Source organism: Streptococcus oralis, assembly GCF_001578935.1.
Taxonomy (GTDB): domain Bacteria; phylum Bacillota; class Bacilli; order Lactobacillales; family Streptococcaceae; genus Streptococcus; species Streptococcus oralis_R.
On the sequence record NZ_KQ969521.1, the window covers coordinates 509,806 to 523,206 of the forward strand.

The window sequence follows — 13,401 nt, forward strand, 5'->3', positions numbered from 1 at the left end:
GGAGAAAGCAGATGTTATTAATCAAAAATGGTCGTGTAATGGATCCCAAGTCTGGTTTGGATCAAGTGTGTGATGTTCTGGTCCAAGATGGGAAAATTATCAAAATTGCGTCTGAAATCAAGGAAGAAGGAGCAGAACTGATTGATGCTACGAGTCTCGTGGTTGCGCCTGGACTCGTAGATATTCATGTTCATTTTCGTGAACCTGGTCAGACCCACAAGGAGGATATCCATACTGGTTCTCTAGCAGCCGCTGCAGGTGGTTTTACAACGGTTGTCATGATGGCTAATACCAATCCAACCATCTCAGACGTAGAGACTTTGCAAGAAGTTCTTCAGTCAGCTGCTAAGGAAAAAATCAATGTCAAGACAGTTGCGACTATTACCAAGGACTTTAATGGCCAAGACTTGACAGACTTTAAGACGCTTTTAGAAGCAGGTGCAGTTGGTTTTTCTGATGACGGGATTCCCCTTGAAAGTAGTAAAGTTGTTAAGGAAGCCATGGAAGAAGCCAAAAAACTCAATACCTTTATCAGCCTTCATGAGGAAGATCCAGGTTTGAACGGGATTCTTGGATTTAACGAAAACATCGCTAAAGAACATTTCCATATCTGTGGAGCGACTGGGGTGGCTGAATACGCCATGATTGCGCGTGATGTTATGATTGCCTATGCAACCAAGGCCCATGTTCACATCCAGCATTTGTCTAAGGAAGAAAGTGTCAAGGTTGTAGAGTTTGCTCAGGGATTAGGGGCTCAAGTCACAGCAGAAGTAGCGCCACAGCATTTCTCTAAGACAGAAGTTCTTCTTTTAACTCAAGGAAGCAATGCCAAAATGAATCCTCCACTTCGTTTGGAGTCAGACCGTCGTGCCGTTATCGAAGGTCTCAAGTCAGGTGTTATCACAGTTATCGCGACTGACCACGCGCCTCACCATGCAGATGAGAAAAATGTAGAAGATATCACCAAAGCACCATCTGGTATGACAGGTTTGGAAACCTCTCTTTCTCTTGGTTTGACTTATTTGGTGGAAGCTGGTGAGTTGAGCTTGATGGAATTGCTTGAAAAAATGACTGTCAATCCAGCCAAACTTTACAACTTTGAAGCAGGCTACTTAGCTGAAAATGGTCCAGCGGATATCACTATCTTTGATGACAAGGCTGATCGTACTATTGGTCCAAACTTCGCTTCAAAATCAGCTAATTCTCCATTTATCGGGGAAACTTTAAAAGGGCAGGTCAAATATACTATCTGTAAGGGACAAATCGTCTATCAAAACTAGATGGGATTCTGCTCTATAAATTATAAGAATAGAGAGCGTATATGTATCCAACCCATCAATTTAAAGACAAGTTTGTCTTATTTCTTAAGATATTTTTCCCTATCCTAATTTATCAGTTTGCCAATTATTCTGCCTCTTTTATTGATACAACCATGACTGGGCAGTACAATACCATGGACTTGGCAGGAGTATCAACTGCAACGAGTCTATGGAATCCTTTCTTTACTTTTTTAACAGGGATTGTTTCGGCCATGGTTCCCATCATAGGTCATCATCTGGGACGGGGTAAAAAGGAAGAAGTAGCATCTGATTTTTACCAATTTATCTACTTGGCTTTCGGACTGTCTTTGGTCTTGCTTGGCATGGTAGTATTCTTAGCACCGCCTGTCTTAAATCATATCGGACTAGAAGCTCAAGTAGCGGCAGTTGCAGTTTCTTATCTTTGGTACCTTTCTATCGGGATTATTCCCTTGTTGCTTTTTAGTGTCATTCGCTCTTTGTTGGATTCTCTTGGTTTGACCAAACTATCTATGTATCTCATGCTCCTATTACTTCCGCTCAATAGTGGTTTTAACTATCTTTTGATTTATGGAGTCCTTGGTTTTCCTGAGCTTGGTGGCGCAGGAGCAGGGCTAGGAACTTCGCTAGCCTATTGGGTTTTATTGGGCATTTCTCTTCTTGCTTTATTCAAACAAGAAAGATTAAAAGCGCTACATCTTGAGAAACCTATTCCACTCAATATAGATAAAATCAAGGAAGGTGTTCGGCTAGGTCTACCAATCGGGGGAACCGTCTTTGCGGAAGTAGCCATTTTCTCTGTGGTTGGACTAATCATGGCTAAGTTTTCATCGCTCATCATCGCCAGTCACCAGTCAGCTATGAATTTTTCGAGTCTCATGTACGCTTTTCCCATGAGTATTTCCTCTGCTATGGCGATTGTTGTGTCTTACGAGGTGGGGGCTAAACGTTTTGAGGATGCAAAAAACTATGCTCGTCTGGGGAGAGTAACCGCCCTTATTTTTGCAGGTCTTACCCTATCTTTTCTCTACATTTTTAGAGTTCGTGTAGCAAGTCTATACGGAAATGACCCTCACTTCATTGAAACAACTGCTGTATTTCTAACCTACAGTCTCTTTTTCCAGTTAGCTGATACCTTTGCGGCTCCGCTTCAGGGGATTTTAAGAGGGTATAAGGACACTATCGTTCCTTTCTATCTTGGCCTAATCGGATATTGGGGAGTAGCGATACCTCTAGGATATTTACTAGATCAAGTAACTGACTTGGGGGCATTTGCCTACTGGATTGGGTTAATTGCCAGCTTGATTGTTTCTGGCTGTTTGTATCAATGGCGTTTGAAAACCGTAATGAAAAGATTGAGCTAATTTTAAGAAATTATCCTGAAAAACAACTTTGTGAAAAAATGCTCTAACTAGAGAGAACCCCTGTTTTAACAGGGGTTTATTTTTTTATATTGTGAAATTTTATTAGCCATATACTTTGACAGTGTATACTAAAAAAGGTAAAATAGTAAGGTAAGTACAAAGTTAGAAAGGCAAGATTATGTCAACTTTAGATAAGAATCTTTTGCTAGAGATGTTCCGTAAGATGGAAGAAATCCGTCGCATGGACTTGAAAATTGCTCAGTTAGTGAAAAAGGGAAAAGTTCCCGGTATGACTCACTTTTCTGTTGGAGAGGAAGCTGCTAACGTTGGAGCGATGTTGGCTCTCAACCCAGATGATTTGATCACATCAAACCACCGTGGACACGGGCAAGCTATCGCCAAAGGGATTGACCTTAACGGAATGATGGCTGAAATCCTTGGGAAGTACACTGGAACCTGTAAAGGAAAAGGTGGTTCTATGCACATCGCTGACCTGGATGCTGGGAACCTCGGTGCCAATGGTATCGTAGGTGGTGGTATGGGAATCGCTGTTGGCGCAGCCCTCAGTCAACAAATGCAAAACACTGGAAAAATCGTCGTCTGCTTCTTTGGAGATGGTGCGACTAATGAAGGTGTCTTCCACGAAGCAGTCAACATGGCTTCTATTTGGAAACTCCCAGTTATTTTCTATTGCATCAACAACGGCTATGGAATTTCTGCGGATATCAAGAAAATGACCAATGTAGAGCACATTCATGAACGCAGTGCAGCTTATGGGATTCCTGGTATGTTTATTCCAGACGGCAACAATGTTATCGAGGTCTACGAAGGATTTAAAAAGGCTGTAGACCGTGTACGTGGTGGCAATGGCCCAGTTTTGATCGAAAGTATCACTTATCGCTGGCTTGGTCACTCATCATCTGACCCTGGTAAATATCGTACGCGTGAAGAAGTGGAATTGTGGAAACAAAAAGACCCAATCGAAAACCTTCGTAACTACCTCGTTGAGAACAACATTGCAAGTGCAGAAGAATTGGAAGAAATTCAAGCACAAGTCAAGGAAGCAGTAGAAGCTTCTGTTAAATTTGCGGAAGAAAGCCCATTCCCGCCACTAGAATCAGCATTTGAAGATATTTACGCAGACTAAGGAGAAAGAGATAAAAATGGAAACAAAAACAATGTCCTTCCGTGACACAATTATCCTTGCTATGTCTGAGGAAATGCGTCGCGATGAAAATGTATTCTTGATGGGAGAAGACGTCGGTGTTTTCGGAGGAGACTTCGGAACTTCTGTTGGAATGCTTGAAGAATTTGGTCCAGAACGTGTTCGTGACTGTCCGATTTCTGAAGCTGCCATCTCGGGAGCAGCAGCAGGAGCAGCCATGACAGGACTTCGCCCAATCGTTGATATGACCTTCATGGATTTCTCTGTTATTGCCATGGACAATATCGTCAACCAAGCTGCTAAAACACGCTATATGTTCGGTGGTAAAGGTCAGGTTCCAATGACAGTTCGATGTGCAGCTGGTAACGGAGTTGGTTCTGCAGCCCAGCACTCTCAGTCTCTAGAGTCTTGGTTCACTCACATTCCTGGACTTAAGGTTGTAGCTCCAGGTACACCTGCGGATATGAAAGGACTGCTTAAGTCTTCTATCCGTGATAACAACCCTGTTATCATTCTTGAATACAAATCAGAATTTAACCAAAAAGGGGAAGTGCCAGTTGATCCAGACTACACAATCCCACTTGGAGTTGGCGAAATCAAACGCGAAGGAACGGATGTAACAGTCGTTACTTACGGTAAAATGCTTCGTCGTGTGGTTCAAGCTGCTGAAGAATTAGCAGAAGAGGGAATTTCAGTTGAAATTGTGGACCCACGTACCCTTGTTCCACTTGATAAGGATATCATCATTAACTCAGTGAAGAAGACTGGTAAGGTGGTGCTTGTCAACGACGCTCACAAAACAAGTGGCTATATCGGAGAGATTTCAGCCATTATTTCAGAGTCAGAAGCATTTGACTATCTAGATGCACCAATCCGCCGTTGTGCCGGAGAAGACGTGCCAATGCCTTACGCACAAAACCTAGAAAATGCAATGATTCCAACAGTTGAAAGCATCAAAGATGCAATCCGTAAAACTTATAATAAAGAATAAGAATGCATAAATTAAATTATGTAAATTTTTAAAGATTTTAACTTTAATAACTTGAGTTATGTTTTGTATCCAAGTTGTATATAAAGTTGCGACAGTTTTTTGACGAATCGATAATATTTGACAAAAAATTTAGTAAGTCTACTAGGTTGACCGCCTAATAGCGGCAACCGTAGTAACTTGAGACGCGTTTCGTGTCCAAGTTACTTGTAGAGTTGAACACGGGCTAAAAGCTCGGAAAAAAGATAAATCTCCTTGACTTCATCGAAGTCTGCGTTGATTTCCGATTTTTCGGTCGCTTTTAAACGCCCTTTGCATCATGTAATTGAATTCGGACGGAGGTCTTCGAAAAAAAGATAGATTTCCTTGTGTGCATCGAACACACGGTCAATCTCCTATTTTTTCATTGCCCTCTTCGTCCTTAATATCTTAGTATAGAATTGGAGAGGTCATGGCTGATGACAAGCTAAGAGCGACTCCTGCAGCTAGAAAGTTAGCGAATGATCTAGGGATCAACCTCTACGACGTTTCTGGCTCAGGTGCAAACGGTCGTGTCCACAAAGAAGACGTGGAAACTTATAAAGACACAAACGTGGTTCGCATTTCGCCACTTGCAAAACGAATTGCCCTCGAACATAACATTGCTTGGCAGGAAATCCAAGGAACAGGTCATCGTGGTAAGATCATGAAGAAGGACGTTTTGGCCTTACTTCCTGAAAATATCGAAAATGACACCATCAAGTCTCCTGCTCAAATCGAAAAAGTGGAAGAAGTTCCAGATACTATCACTCCTTATGGTGAGATTGAGCGTATCCCAATGACACCAATGCGTAAGGTTATCGCCCAACGTATGGTTGAATCCTACCTAACTGCACCAACCTTCACACTCAACTACGATGTCGATATGTCAGAAATGTTGGCTCTTCGTAAGAAGGTTCTTGAACCAATCATGGAAGTAACTGGTAAGAAAGTCACGGTTACAGATCTTCTTTCTCTCGCTGTTGTGAAGACCTTAATGAAACACCCTTACATCAACGCTTCATTGACCGAAGACGGCAAGACCATTATCACTCATAACTATGTCAACCTTGCGATGGCAGTTGGTATGGATAACGGATTGATGACACCAGTTGTTTACAATGCTGAAAAAATGAGCTTGTCAGAGTTGGTTGTAGCCTTCAAGGATGTGATTGGTCGTACTCTGGATGGTAAATTGGCTCCAAGTGAACTGCAAAATTCAACATTCACAATCAGTAACTTAGGAATGTTTGGTGTTCAGTCCTTTGGTCCTATCATTAATCAACCGAACTCAGCTATCCTCGGGGTGAGCTCAACAGTTGAAAAACCTGTAGTTGTCAATGGTGAGATTGTCATTCGTCCTATCATGAGCCTTGGATTAACCATTGACCATCGTGTCGTAGATGGTATGGCTGGTGCTAAGTTTATGAAAGACTTGAAAGCCTTAATTGAGAACCCAATCTCAATGTTGGTTTAAAAATACAGTATTTATTTTTAGAGATATAGATAAAGGAAGTAAGACATGGCCTTAGAAGTAATTATGCCAAAAGCCGGCGTGGATATGACAGAAGGACAAATCGTTCAATGGAATAAGAAAGTCGGAGAATTTGTAAAAGAAGGAGAAATCCTTTTGGAAATCATGACTGACAAAGTCAGCATGGAATTGGAAGCCGAAGAAGATGGATACTTGATTGCCATCCTCAAAGGAGATGGTGAAACTGTCCCTGTAACGGAAGTTATCGGTTACCTTGGAGAAGAAGGGGAAAACATCCCAACAGCTGGAGCGGCAGCACCAGAAGCTAGCCCTGCACCTGCAGTTAGTGCCTCAAACGACGATGGAAAGAGCGACGATGCCTTTGATATCGTTGTGATCGGTGGTGGACCTGCTGGTTATGTTTCTGCTATTAAAGCAGCCCAACTCGGTGGTAAGGTTGCCCTTGTTGAGAAATCAGAACTCGGTGGAACTTGCTTGAACCGTGGATGTATCCCAACTAAGACCTACCTTCACAACGCTGAAATTATCGAAAACATCGGTCATGCAGCAAACCGTGGTATTGTCATTGAAAATCCAAACTTCACTGTAGATATGGACAAACTCCTTGAAACCAAGTCTAAGGTTGTCAATACTTTGGTTGGAGGAGTTGCAGGTCTTCTTCGTAGTTACGGAGTTACTGTTCATAAGGGAATTGGTACAATCACTAAAGACAAGAATGTCTTGGTTAATGGTTCAGAGTTACTTGAAACTAAGAAGATCATCCTTGCTGGTGGTTCAAAAGTCAGCAAGATTAACGTTCCTGGTATGGAATCTCCACTTGTGATGACCAGCGATGATATTCTTGAAATGAATGAAGTTCCAGAAAGCCTCGTAATCATTGGTGGTGGCGTTGTCGGTATCGAACTCGGCCAAGCCTTCATGACATTTGGTTCAAAAGTAACTGTTATCGAAATGATGGACCGTATTGTTCCAGCTATGGATGCGGAAGTTTCTAAGAATCTTCGCTTGATTTTGGAACGCAAAGGCATGACCATCTTGACAGATACCAAACTCCAAGAAATCATCGAAGAAAATGGTCAACTTCGTATCAAGGTTGAAGGAAAAGACGATATCATCGCAAGCAAAGCCCTTCTTTCAATCGGTCGTGTACCAGACCTTGAAGGAATTGGCGATGTTGAGTTTGAATTGGATCGTGGACGCATCAAGGTCAACGAATACATGGAAACTTCTGTTCCTGGAATCTACGCACCAGGTGATATCAACGGTACTAAAATGTTGGCGCACGCAGCCTTCCGTATGGGGGAAGTTGCCGCTGAAAATGCCCTCAAAGGAAATCATGCTGTTGCCAAATTGAACTTGACTCCTGCAGCTATCTATACTCTTCCTGAAGTAGCAGCAGTAGGTTTGACTGAAGAACAAGCTCGTGAGAAATACGATGTTGCAATCGGTAAATTCAACTTTGCAGCCAACGGTCGTGCCATTGCATCGGATGCTGCTCAAGGTTTCGTAAAAGTTATCGCTGATAAGAAATACGGAGAAATCCTTGGTGTTCACATCATTGGTCCTGCAGCCGCAGAATTGATTAACGAGGCATCAAGCATCATCGAAATGGAAATCACTGTTGAAGAAATGCTGAAGACCATCCATGGACATCCAACCTACTCTGAAGTGATGTACGAAGCATTTGCAGATGTTTTAGGAATGGCTATCCATTCACCTAAGAAAAAATAAATAAGTTTCTCAACTAAATTTTCTTAAAGTAGTACGGACAGCAGCGACCTCTATTAGAGTTCCATGCCTAAAAATTGAGCCTCTTGTCTCAATTTTTCCGAGAAATGTAACGATAACACGTTACATTTCTTTTTACCACTTTAGAAAATTTGATTGCTATGAACAGAATTTAAAAACTAAATTTTTGGAAATACTATGAAATACATTATCAATCATTCAAACGACACTGCTTTTAATATCGCCTTGGAAGAATACGCCTTTAAACACCTTTTGGATGAGGATCAAATCTTCCTACTTTGGATTAACAAACCATCTATCATTGTCGGGCGTCACCAGAATACTATCGAAGAAATCAACCGTGATTATGTCCGTGAAAATGGCATAGAGGTAGTTCGCCGTATCAGTGGTGGTGGAGCTGTTTATCATGACCTTAACAACCTTAACTACACTATTATCTCAAAAGAAGATGAAAACAAGGCCTTTGACTTCAAGAGCTTCTCAACTCCAGTTATCAATACCTTGGCTCAACTAGGCGTTAAAGCTGAGTTCACAGGCCGTAATGACCTTGAGATTGATGGCAAAAAATTCTGTGGCAATGCTCAAGCCTATATCAATGGACGCATTATGCACCATGGTTGCTTGCTCTTTGACGTTGATTTATCAGTCCTTGCTAACGCCCTCAAGGTTTCAAAAGATAAATTTGAATCAAAAGGTGTGAAATCCGTTCGTGCTCGTGTCACCAATATTGTCAATGAATTGCCAGAAAAAATCACAGTTGAAGAATTCCGTGATTTGCTATTGGAATACATGAAAAAAGAGTACCCAGAGATGACTGAATACGTTTTTTCTGAGGAAGAATTGGCTGAAATCAATCGCATCAAGGATACCAAGTTTGGTACTTGGGACTGGAACTACGGTAAATCACCTGAATTTAACGTCCGTCGTGGAACAAAATTCACTAGTGGTAAGGTTGAAGTTTTTGCCAACGTCATTGAATCAAAAATCCAAGATATCAAGATCTATGGTGACTTCTTTGGTATCGAAGACGTTGCTGCAGTAGAAGATGTCCTTCGTGGCGTAAAATATGAACGCGAAGATGTTCTTAAGGCACTAGAAACTATTGACATCACACGCTACTTTGCTGGTATCAGCCGTGAAGAAATCGCTGAAGCGGTAGTGGGGTAAAAAGAAAAGAAGCTGGTTATATAACCAACTTCTTTTTTGAATATAAATTTACATAATTTATAATATGTAACAATCATAAACTATCTAAAGCATTCTTTTGTTCATCATTGACGATATGGGTATAGAGGTCAGTGACTTGCGTGCTGGCATGTCCTAGCTGATGGCTGACCAAAACTTGCGATTTAGTTGCATCATAGAGCCTAGTTGCCAGGGTATGACGCAGTTTGTGGGGAGTTACACGCACTTTGAAGTCCTCTGAGTACTTAGCAACCATCTTTTCCACACTGGAAGCATCGATACGATTGGGAACACCTCGGTAGAGTGTCAGAAAGAGTGCTGTATCCGTCTTTTCCGTCTTATAGCGTTGATTTCTAATGGCGATATAAGTCTCTAGATAAGGCTTGGCAAAGGCAGCGACATTGACCGAGTCACGTTTCCCCCCTTTTCGAGTAACATCGATAACCATCATTTTGAGATTAAGGTCTCTTAGATCCAGATTTACAGCTTCAGATAAACGGACACCAGATGCTAGTAGAAGGGCAATTATTGCTAAATCACGTTCTTTATTTTTATTGAATGACGAGAGAGCACGATTTGATAGCTGTTGTGGGTACTCTTGGTCGATATAAGTCAGAAAACCTTCTGTTTCATCACCTAGAAAGAGCTTTTGCTTGATGTTTTCAGCTCTGGCAGCAAGCGTTTCTTTCTTTTTCTTGGTGGAAACTTTCTTCATTACATTACGATAGAAATAAGGTTCACCCTGGTCGTTTTCAACTTCCTCGGTCAGATACTTGTAAAGACTAGAGAGTGCTGACAAGGTCCGATTGATGGTCGTCTGAGAGACACCTTGTTTGGTTGTATTAGCATTCAGCAATGGACGTTCACGTAGATAAAGGATAAAGGATTCCATGTCTTTTTTAGACATATTTTCCAAGACCGATAAAGGAATGTCAGACATTTTATCAGCATTTGAAATTCCAGACTCTAAAACCCAGCTGAAAAATCGATCGTATTCCTTGAGGTATTCGTACAAGGTTGTAAAACTGTAGGGAACAGCAAGCTTTGATTGGTAGTATTCTAGAACATACCAGGGCATGATTTGTTTTAGTTTGTCGATTCGTTCCAGTAAAATCTCACGTTTCATGTATTTTCTCCATAATTAAGTCTACTAGTAGTATAGCATAGACTTTTATATTTTTCAAGAAAATTATAGTTTTTCGGAAAGATGTAATAAGAAACTTAAAACAAGAAGTCTAACTTTGTTCCATTTATTATTCTGAACCACTTTATTAAATTTCATCATACTTGAGCAACATATTTGGAATCTTTTCTTCAAGACTCTTGCGAACCTTACCTTGAATTGCAGTGTCCATTTGGCTGTTTATGCTTGTAATGGTTGATTTGGTTTCTGTAGCAATTTTTTCAGCTGCCTTATTAAAGTTATCTTTTAATTTATTTTTTGCTGTTATCGCTAACTTTGCTTCCGTAATGATTCGGTTTCTTTCCATCATTCGATACATTTGTTTCAGTGCATATTGGTATTCTTCATCTGTGTAGTATTCATTCATTGGTGCTTGCATAATCTCTCCTTAGTTTGTGAAATTCTTCATCTAAATCATTTCTTTTTTTGCGAAACTCGTTATCGTATTTTTCTCTCTCGTCTTCGAGTTTAATCCTATGATCTCTGTATACCTGATCTGAAAAGTGTCTCATATTTTCTATTTCTGTAAAGTAGTCTCTAACATCATCAGCACTTGACGAAAATTTTCTCAAGATTTGATATATTTTATCAACTTCTTCGGATATCAGTTTTTCTAAGTTTGCATTTCGCTCGTCTAGATCGAGTGCTTTGTTATCGAGTTTCTTCTTTTCTTGATAATATTGTTCTTCTAGATTAACCAGTTCTCTTTCTTTCTCTCTGATTTCCTCCCATTTTACATCTTTTCTTTCCATTGTCGAAACTCCTTGGATAATTGCTTGTCTGTTGCTACTGTTTTTTCGATGACTTCCTGTAATTGTTTATCCGTATTTTCAAATGCTTGGGCGGAAGCGTTCATCTTAGTGGTTGTTTGATTTGTCTCTGTCTGAAAAGTATCGATAAACTGTGCTTGAGTGATACCTTGACTAGCAAAAAGGGCCTCAACCTCATAGGGAGCTAATGCTGTGTAGCTCGTAAAATCGATTTTTGACCAAATTTCTTGTAATTCCTGATTGGCTTTTTTGGCTAAGGCGCTCACTTCATCAGCTCCAGTTCTTGCTGCTGTAGCCATCGATGATGATAGGATAGATCCTTGAGCTGCATCTAAGTATATTTCCTCAGAGCTACTAATGCCACCTGATGACCATTTTGATTTCAAGTCCTTGTAATGAGCCATTCCTCGGAGACTGTTGGCATAGGCTCGATAAACGCCACTGATTAAGGGTTTTCCACCTTTACCATCTACAACTTGACCAGTTACAGGGTCAAACTCCCAGTCACCAATTTTATGACTCGAACCATCAAGCCAGTGAATCGTACTAGGCATAGAGTTTGTAGTGGTAGTATTATACCATTCTGGGTGGTTGAAATCATTCCAGACTACTACGTCATCATTTTTTCTACGGTAATCTATAAACATAGAAGGGTTGCTTTCAATAAATGCTTTTTCTTTCAATGAAAGGGCTCCATATTTAAACCAAGCATTAAAGGTGGTTGTAGGAATGTGGTATTTAGCCCCTACTTTAAGCATATAAGCCCCTTGTGAATAACCTGATAGTTGACTGACTTCATATCTAGGATCGTCCATAATCTCTTTTACGAATTGGTCAGCAACCTTATATTGTGGAGATAAGTAAGTTTGCCTTGCAATTATGGCACTATTGACGTCGCGTGAGCTGAACATAGTTTTATTCACCGGACTATCAGGGTCCGTTCCAGCAGCAATCACGGCTACATTTTTATAATCTGCTTTGCCGTTGACAATTGGCGCAACTGCCAGTCCATCAAAACCTGTTTCAGTGTCAGACTTAGTGGCAACAACACGGAATTCTTGACCGTCTGGGGTCGTGAGAGTATTGATTTCCCCTTTTTTCAATTCATTATCAGGTTTAGCAGTGACAATATTTGTTCTATTTTCTTTACGTTGTGCATACTCAGGATTGACACTATAAACATGCTGACCCTGATTCAGTGAATTTAACTGCTCATCGGTATATCCAAACACCATCACAATTCCTCCTCTGCCCCATCAGAATATCTAACTTTTACACGAGATGTTGTTCGTCCTTTCCTAGAATTAAGAGATGCTTCAAACTTCTCATCTTCCTCATTATATACTCCTATACGAATTTCTTTTGTCTCTTTATTATACGCTAGAACATGCTTAAGAGATACACCATCTGAAAAATGAATGATAATATCAGCTCCCCAACTATCTGATGGTTTAGAAGCGTATTCTGGCGAGCTAATTCTGACCTCCTCAATCCCTTCATAGGAATTCTTTAAGGCGTTTACCAAACTGACTTCATATTCTCTATTTCGACGTTCTTCTTGAGATTTCCCTAACATACTAAACATAAACACACCTCCTGTTGTGATAATTACGAGTGACAAAACGATTAGTAACCTTTTATGACTTTTTTTAATTCCAGAATTATTCATTTAAGCTTTTCTCCTTTTTCTTATTATACTATAAGATTAGTCTATATTACACTATAATAAGAAAAAGTTATTTTACATCTATCAATCATAGTAGGAATTCCTAGGCCCGTTCCAGCAGCAATCACAGCTACATTTTTATAATCTGGTTTGCCGTTGACAATAGGTGCAACTGCCAGTCCATCAAAACCTGTTTCAGTGTCAGACTTAGTGGCAACAACACGGAATTCTTGACCATCGGAGGTGGTTATGGTGTTGGTTTCGTAGCTAGCTAATTCAGAATCAGATTTACTAACAACAAGCTTCTTATGTTTTCGTCTAGCAAACTCAGAATTCACACTGTAAACTGCAGTATCTCTATTTAAATTATTAAGCTGTTTATCTGTATAACTAAATGACATTATTGTTCTCCTTCATCATTATTAGAATAAGTTATCCTAATTTTTGAAGCAGTTTTACCTTTATTTTCATTTAAAAATTGTCTATCTTTTACTCTATTCTCCCATTCCAATGAAGCATC

Annotated in this window: 13 protein-coding genes; 7 read left to right on the top strand and 6 right to left on the bottom strand. The window is 40.3% G+C overall.

Annotated elements, in window-relative coordinates:
* The first annotated feature begins 11 nt into the window (after positions 1 to 11).
* The 7 genes from SORDD15_RS02525 (at position 12) to SORDD15_RS02555 (ending at position 9,244) form a co-directional block, all read left to right on the top strand.
* Positions 12 to 1,280, top strand: a complete 1,269-nt coding sequence (locus SORDD15_RS02525) for a dihydroorotase (protein WP_061414045.1) — start codon at positions 12 to 14, stop codon at positions 1,278 to 1,280.
* A 41-nt stretch (positions 1,281 to 1,321) separates the two neighbouring features.
* Positions 1,322 to 2,662 (top strand): MATE family efflux transporter, encoded by a 1,341-nt coding sequence (locus SORDD15_RS02530; RefSeq protein WP_061414047.1) that lies wholly within the window; start codon positions 1,322 to 1,324, stop codon positions 2,660 to 2,662.
* Between the two features lie 178 nt (positions 2,663 to 2,840).
* Complete coding sequence (locus SORDD15_RS02535) at positions 2,841 to 3,809, top strand: thiamine pyrophosphate-dependent dehydrogenase E1 component subunit alpha (protein ID WP_061414049.1); 969 nt, start codon at positions 2,841 to 2,843, stop codon at positions 3,807 to 3,809.
* Positions 3,810 to 3,825: 16 nt separating this feature from the next.
* On the top strand, positions 3,826 to 4,818 hold the full coding sequence (locus SORDD15_RS02540; RefSeq protein ID WP_000448714.1) for an alpha-ketoacid dehydrogenase subunit beta: 993 nt from the start codon (positions 3,826 to 3,828) through the stop codon (positions 4,816 to 4,818).
* Between the two features lie 448 nt (positions 4,819 to 5,266).
* Positions 5,267 to 6,310: a dihydrolipoamide acetyltransferase gene (locus tag SORDD15_RS02545; protein ID WP_061414051.1), complete on the top strand. Its 1,044-nt coding sequence runs from the start codon at positions 5,267 to 5,269 to the stop codon at positions 6,308 to 6,310.
* 45 nt (positions 6,311 to 6,355) lie between these two features.
* Positions 6,356 to 8,059 (top strand): dihydrolipoyl dehydrogenase, encoded by a 1,704-nt coding sequence (gene lpdA / locus SORDD15_RS02550; protein ID WP_061414053.1) that lies wholly within the window; start codon positions 6,356 to 6,358, stop codon positions 8,057 to 8,059.
* Between the two features lie 195 nt (positions 8,060 to 8,254).
* Complete coding sequence (locus SORDD15_RS02555) at positions 8,255 to 9,244, top strand: lipoate--protein ligase (RefSeq protein WP_061414054.1); 990 nt, start codon at positions 8,255 to 8,257, stop codon at positions 9,242 to 9,244.
* 73 nt (positions 9,245 to 9,317) lie between these two features.
* Here the strand turns inward: SORDD15_RS02555 and xerS are convergent, their stop codons facing one another.
* From xerS to SORDD15_RS02585, 6 genes are all read right to left on the bottom strand, one after another.
* Complete coding sequence (gene xerS, locus SORDD15_RS02560) at positions 9,318 to 10,388, bottom strand: tyrosine recombinase XerS (RefSeq protein ID WP_061414056.1); 1,071 nt, start codon at positions 10,386 to 10,388, stop codon at positions 9,318 to 9,320.
* Between the two features lie 145 nt (positions 10,389 to 10,533).
* Positions 10,534 to 10,824 (bottom strand): hypothetical protein, encoded by a 291-nt coding sequence (locus SORDD15_RS02565; protein WP_061414059.1) that lies wholly within the window; start codon positions 10,822 to 10,824, stop codon positions 10,534 to 10,536.
* Complete coding sequence (locus SORDD15_RS02570) at positions 10,805 to 11,197, bottom strand: hypothetical protein (RefSeq protein WP_061414061.1); 393 nt, start codon at positions 11,195 to 11,197, stop codon at positions 10,805 to 10,807. Before SORDD15_RS02570 ends, SORDD15_RS02565 begins: the two co-directional genes overlap by 20 nt.
* Positions 11,179 to 12,450, bottom strand: a complete 1,272-nt coding sequence (locus SORDD15_RS02575) for a hypothetical protein (protein WP_061414062.1) — start codon at positions 12,448 to 12,450, stop codon at positions 11,179 to 11,181. Before SORDD15_RS02575 ends, SORDD15_RS02570 begins: the two co-directional genes overlap by 19 nt.
* Positions 12,450 to 12,884 (bottom strand): hypothetical protein, encoded by a 435-nt coding sequence (locus tag SORDD15_RS02580; RefSeq protein ID WP_081102345.1) that lies wholly within the window; start codon positions 12,882 to 12,884, stop codon positions 12,450 to 12,452. The genes SORDD15_RS02575 and SORDD15_RS02580 overlap by 1 nt, the downstream gene beginning before the upstream one ends.
* A 41-nt stretch (positions 12,885 to 12,925) precedes the next feature.
* Positions 12,926 to 13,282, bottom strand: a complete 357-nt coding sequence (locus SORDD15_RS02585) for a hypothetical protein (protein WP_061414064.1) — start codon at positions 13,280 to 13,282, stop codon at positions 12,926 to 12,928.
* Between the last annotated feature and the right edge of the window lie 119 nt (positions 13,283 to 13,401).

Excerpts from the sequence above, each read along its gene's own strand:
- SORDD15_RS02555 (WP_061414054.1), top strand. The coding sequence starts at position 8,255 with ATGAAATACATTATCAATCATTCAAACGACACTGCTTTTAATATCGCC.
- SORDD15_RS02570 (WP_061414061.1), bottom strand. The coding sequence starts at position 11,197 with ATGGAAAGAAAAGATGTAAAATGGGAGGAAATCAGAGAGAAAGAAAGA.
- SORDD15_RS02545 (WP_061414051.1), top strand. The coding sequence starts at position 5,267 with ATGGCTGATGACAAGCTAAGAGCGACTCCTGCAGCTAGAAAGTTAGCG.
- SORDD15_RS02585 (WP_061414064.1), bottom strand. The coding sequence starts at position 13,282 with ATGTCATTTAGTTATACAGATAAACAGCTTAATAATTTAAATAGAGAT.
- xerS (WP_061414056.1), bottom strand. The coding sequence starts at position 10,388 with ATGAAACGTGAGATTTTACTGGAACGAATCGACAAACTAAAACAAATC.
- SORDD15_RS02565 (WP_061414059.1), bottom strand. The coding sequence starts at position 10,824 with ATGCAAGCACCAATGAATGAATACTACACAGATGAAGAATACCAATAT.
- lpdA (WP_061414053.1), top strand. The coding sequence starts at position 6,356 with ATGGCCTTAGAAGTAATTATGCCAAAAGCCGGCGTGGATATGACAGAA.
- SORDD15_RS02540 (WP_000448714.1), top strand. The coding sequence starts at position 3,826 with ATGGAAACAAAAACAATGTCCTTCCGTGACACAATTATCCTTGCTATG.
- SORDD15_RS02525 (WP_061414045.1), top strand. The coding sequence starts at position 12 with ATGTTATTAATCAAAAATGGTCGTGTAATGGATCCCAAGTCTGGTTTG.
- SORDD15_RS02580 (WP_081102345.1), bottom strand. The coding sequence starts at position 12,884 with ATGAATAATTCTGGAATTAAAAAAAGTCATAAAAGGTTACTAATCGTT.
- SORDD15_RS02575 (WP_061414062.1), bottom strand. The coding sequence starts at position 12,450 with ATGGTGTTTGGATATACCGATGAGCAGTTAAATTCACTGAATCAGGGT.
- SORDD15_RS02530 (WP_061414047.1), top strand. The coding sequence starts at position 1,322 with ATGTATCCAACCCATCAATTTAAAGACAAGTTTGTCTTATTTCTTAAG.
- SORDD15_RS02535 (WP_061414049.1), top strand. The coding sequence starts at position 2,841 with ATGTCAACTTTAGATAAGAATCTTTTGCTAGAGATGTTCCGTAAGATG.